Here is a 290-nt window from a genome sequence, read left to right as displayed (position 1 = left end):
TATGGCTGGACTGTGGCTGTATAGTATCCCTTTCGCAGTTCCACAATCAGGTCGTCTAATCTGGTGGAGAATCTCTCTAGGGTAGTCTGGAGCTTTACCAGCAGATAGCAGGACACAGCAATGGGGAAGCCTGTGGTTGAGATAGCTTTGAGAAGTGTATCGTCCATATGACTCCTTTCTGTCAAAAACAATGGGCCGCCGCTTTGGTGTGGTTATTATATCACACTGGCGGCAGCCCATGTTTTGACTGTGCTTTAATACTAAAAATTAAAATCGACTAAGGTTTTGCT

General features: G+C 45.2%; 1 protein-coding gene. It reads right to left on the bottom strand.

Annotated elements, in window-relative coordinates:
- Positions 1-167: YvrJ family protein (locus I6E26_RS11425; protein ID WP_419179928.1), on the bottom strand; the 167-nt coding region annotated here is incomplete at its 3' end.
- Positions 168-290 lie beyond the last annotated feature (123 nt).

Source organism: Anaerovibrio lipolyticus (genome assembly GCF_021531495.1).
In the GTDB taxonomy this organism is placed as follows: domain Bacteria; phylum Bacillota; class Negativicutes; order Selenomonadales; family Selenomonadaceae; genus Anaerovibrio.
Note: the sequence above shows the minus strand (reverse complement) of the source record. Positions and strands in the feature narration are given on the sequence as shown.